The sequence below is a fragment of the Streptomyces boncukensis genome, assembly GCF_011045075.1.
Classification (GTDB): Bacteria; Actinomycetota; Actinomycetes; order Streptomycetales; family Streptomycetaceae; genus Streptomyces; species Streptomyces boncukensis.
Map to the genome: position 1 here is coordinate 1 of NZ_JAAKZZ010000619.1, position 3,860 is coordinate 3,860.

At 74.0% G+C, this 3,860-nt stretch carries 2 protein-coding genes; both read left to right on the forward strand.

Going from position 1 to position 3,860, the window contains the following annotated elements; genetic code table 11:
• Nucleotides 1-503: hypothetical protein (locus G5C65_RS33085; protein WP_206442547.1), on the forward strand; the 503-nt coding region annotated here is incomplete at its 5' end.
• A gap of 1 nt (nt 504) precedes the next feature.
• The coding region (locus G5C65_RS33090; RefSeq protein WP_165302762.1) for a DUF6531 domain-containing protein at nt 505-3,860 on the forward strand (3,356 nt) is incomplete at its 3' end.

A 3,860-nucleotide genomic window follows, 5' to 3' on the forward strand; every position in this document is an offset into this window, starting at 1 on the left:
GCGACGGGACCGCGCCAGGAGCGGGGTACGCGCTCGAAATATCCTCGCTGCGCAGGATCATGAGCCCGCTGGAGGAGTCCGTCGTCGCCGCGCACAAGCTCAAGGACGACTGGAAGCCGATGGCCTCGGGCATCCACAACGCGGCCACCATCGAGCTGGTCAAGCCCACCCGGGAGCTGCTGTCGTCGTGGGGCTTCGGCATGGGGCGGGTGGCGGAGCACGCGGACGCGGTGGTGGCGACGCTCAAGCACGTCATCGCCGCCTATATGCTCGCCGACCTGCTGCGCGTGAAGGACTTCGCGCCGACCGAGGAGAACATGGCCAAGCTGCCGTGGGGCGAGAACGCCCTGGCGGCGTGGAAGAACGGCTACCGGATCGACTTCGACCCGGCGCCGCCCCTCCAGGACGGGGACGGCGGGGGCGGTGGCGACGGCGGCGCGCGGAAGGACACCCAGAAGCTCTTCCCCGGCGCGGACGACTACCCGACCCCCGGGGGCCCCTGAAATGACGTCCCGGGACGCCACGGCGGGCACGGGCCCCGGCAGCACCGGCGAGCGGATACCCCCGCACGCGAAGCCCAGCGACGTCATCTTCGGCGACCCGTCCCAGGTGGACGCGCTGGTGGCCAAGCTGCGGGCGTACGCGGGCGCGTTCAAGGACGGCCAGGCCAAGCTGCGGGTGCTGGCCACGAAGCGGTGGACGGGCGCGGCCTCGGAGGAGTTCGACGGGGCGACCGACAAGCTGCCCAAGGAGCTGGCCGCCGCGCGCAAGTACTTCACCTCGGCGGCGGACGCGCTGGACGCGTACGCGGACAAGCTCCGCTCCGTACAGCGGCGCGTCAAGCCGGTCATCGAGGACGCGGACGAGGCGCGTGCCGCCTCCAAGCGCTACTGGAAGGCGGTCGGCGACTACAACGCGGCCGTCGAGCGCGAGGACGAGACGCTCCCCGACCGCCCGCCGCAGACCGACCCCGGCGTCGCGGCGCTGGAGAGCTGCTACCGCCGTCTGGACAAGCTGGAGTCGGAGCTCCAGGGCGTGGTCGACTCCTCCCGCCGCACGCTGGAGACGGCCGCCGGGCACGCGCCCGACAAGCCGCCGGGCGCGTCGGGGATCTCGGGCAAGCTCCAGGAGGCCAAGGACTTCTTCGGCGGTGCGAAGGACTCCACGGCCGAGATCCTCAAGGAGGCCAAGCGGTGGGTGGAGGACGGCCCCGACGGGGCGCGGCTCCGCCTGGCGGCGATGGCGGACGGCCTGGCGTACGCGGTGGACAACCCCAAGGACTTCGCCAAGGCGGTCGCCAACTGGGACGAGTGGCAGCGCAACCCGAACCGCGCGGCGGGCCAGCTCACCCCCGGACTGCTGCTCGCCCTCGCCACGGGCGGCGGGGGGACGGCGCTGCGCGCGGGCGGCAAGGCGGCGCGCGGCGCGGCGGCCCGGCTCCGCGCCCGCGAGCTCGACCTGGGCCGGGACGGCAGCGCGCGCGGCCGCGCGGACGGCGAGCCGGGCAAGCACGACAAGCCGGACGGCGACCGCTCGAAGACCGGCGAGCCGATCGACGTGGCGACGGGCGAGATGGTCATGTCCGCCACGGACGTGGACCTGCCGGCGGCCCTTCCCCTCCGCCTCACCCGCAACCACGTCTCGGGCCACCCCTGCGGCGGCTGGTTCGGCCGCAGTTGGGCGGCCACCCTGGACCAGCGGCTGGAGCTGGACGCGGAGGGCGTCGTCTACGTCACGGACGACGGCATGCTCCTCACCTACCCCGTGCCGGAGCCGGACACCCCGGCCCTCCCGGTGTCGGGCCCCCGCTGGCCGCTGCGCTGGGACGGCAAGCCGGACGGCACGATGACCGTCACCGTCCCGGAGCAGGGCCGCACCCTCCACTTCGCGCCGCTCCCGCTGGGCGGTCCGGAGCTGGCTCTCCAGGCGATCACGGACCGCACGGGCGAGGGCGACCGCGTCACGTTCCACTACGACGACGAGGGCGCCCCGTGCGAGGTGGCCCACTCGGGCGGCTACCGCGTGGCGGTGGAGACGGACCCGGCCCTGTCCCGCGTCACGTCCCTGAGCCTCCTCCACGACGGCGCCGCCACCCCGCTCCTCTCCTTCGCCTACGACGGGTCCGGGAACCTCACGGAGGTCGCCAACTCGACCGGCGAGCCGCTCCGCTACCGCTACGACGACCAGCACCGGATCACGTCCTGGACGGACCGCAACGGCACGTCCTTCGCGTACGTCTACGACCACCGGGGCCGGGTGCTGCGCACGATCGGCCCGGACGGCACGCTCTCCGGCCGCCTCCACTACGACCCGGCGCACCGCACGACCCGCTACACCGACTCGCAGGGCCGTACGACGACGTACGTCTACGACGAGGCGTACAAGGTCGTCGCGGAGACCGATCCGCTGGGCGGCACCACCCGCACGGAGTGGGACGCGGCGGGCCGCCTCCCCCTCTCGGTCACGGATCCGCTGGGCCGCACGACGCGCTACGCCTACGACGCGGACGGCAACCTGACCCGGGTGGAGCGGCCCGACGGCACAGCGGTGGAGGCGGAGTACAACGCGCTCGGCCTCCCGGTGGCCATCCGCGAGCCGGACGGCGCGACCTGGCGCCACACGTACGACGCCCGGGGCGCGCGCACGTCCACGACGGACCCGACGGGGGCGCGCACCACGTACGCGTACAACGAGAGCGCCCACCTCGTCTCGCTCACGGACCCCGAAGGCCACACGACCCGGGTGACCCCGAACGCGGCGGGCCTCCCGGTGGCCGTCACGGACCCCGAGGGCCACGAGACCCGGGTCACCCGGGGCCCGCACGGCCGCATCACGTCCCTCACCGACCCCCTGGGCCACACCACCCGCCAGGGCTGGACGATCGAGGGCAAGCCGGCCTGGCGCACCCACCCGGACGGCGGCCGCGAGCAGTGGGAGTGGGACGGCGAGGGCAACCTGCTCACCCACACCGACGCGTCCGGGCACGTGACGGCGTACACGTACACGCACTTCGACCAGCCGCTCACCCGCACCGACCCGGACGGCGCGCGCTACACCTTCGCGTACGACACCGAACTGCGCCTGGTGGCCGTCACCAACCCCCAGGAGCGGACCTGGCGCTACGCGTACGACGCGGCGGGCCGCCTGGTGGCGGAGACGGACTTCAACGGCGCGAGCCGCACGTACGGGCTGGACGCGGCGGGCGAGCTGACGGCCCGGACGAACGCGGCAGGCCAGACCCTGTGCTACACCCGCGACGCGATGGGCCGCACGCTGACGCGGCGCGACGAGTCGACGGGGGAGCTGACGGAGTACGCGTACGACGCGGCGGGCGCGCTGCTCACGGCGGAGAACGCGGCCGCGTCGCTCACATGGCGCCGCGACGCGCTGGGCCGTGTCCTGTCGGAAACGGTGAACAACCGCACCACGAGCTACACGTACGACACCCGGGGCCACCGCACACACCGCGAAACCCCGTCAGGCAGGCTATCCACCTGGACGTACACCCCCGCAGGCCGCCCCGCCACCCTCACGACGGCGTCGCACACGCTCGCGTTCACGTACGACGCGGCGGGCCGCGAGACGGCCCGCACCTGGGGCGGGACCACCCTCACCCAGTCCTGGGACCCGGCGGACCGCCTGACCCGCCAGACCCTGACGGCCCCCTCCCGGGACCTCCTCCAGCACCGCACGTACAACTACCGCCCGGACGGCTACGTCACCGAGATCCGCGACCTCACCACAGGCACCCGCACCTACGCCCTGGACCCGATGGGCCGGATCACGGGCGTCCGGGCACACGGCTGGACGGAGCGCTACGCCTACGACGCGACCGGCAACCAGACCCACGCGGAGGCCCC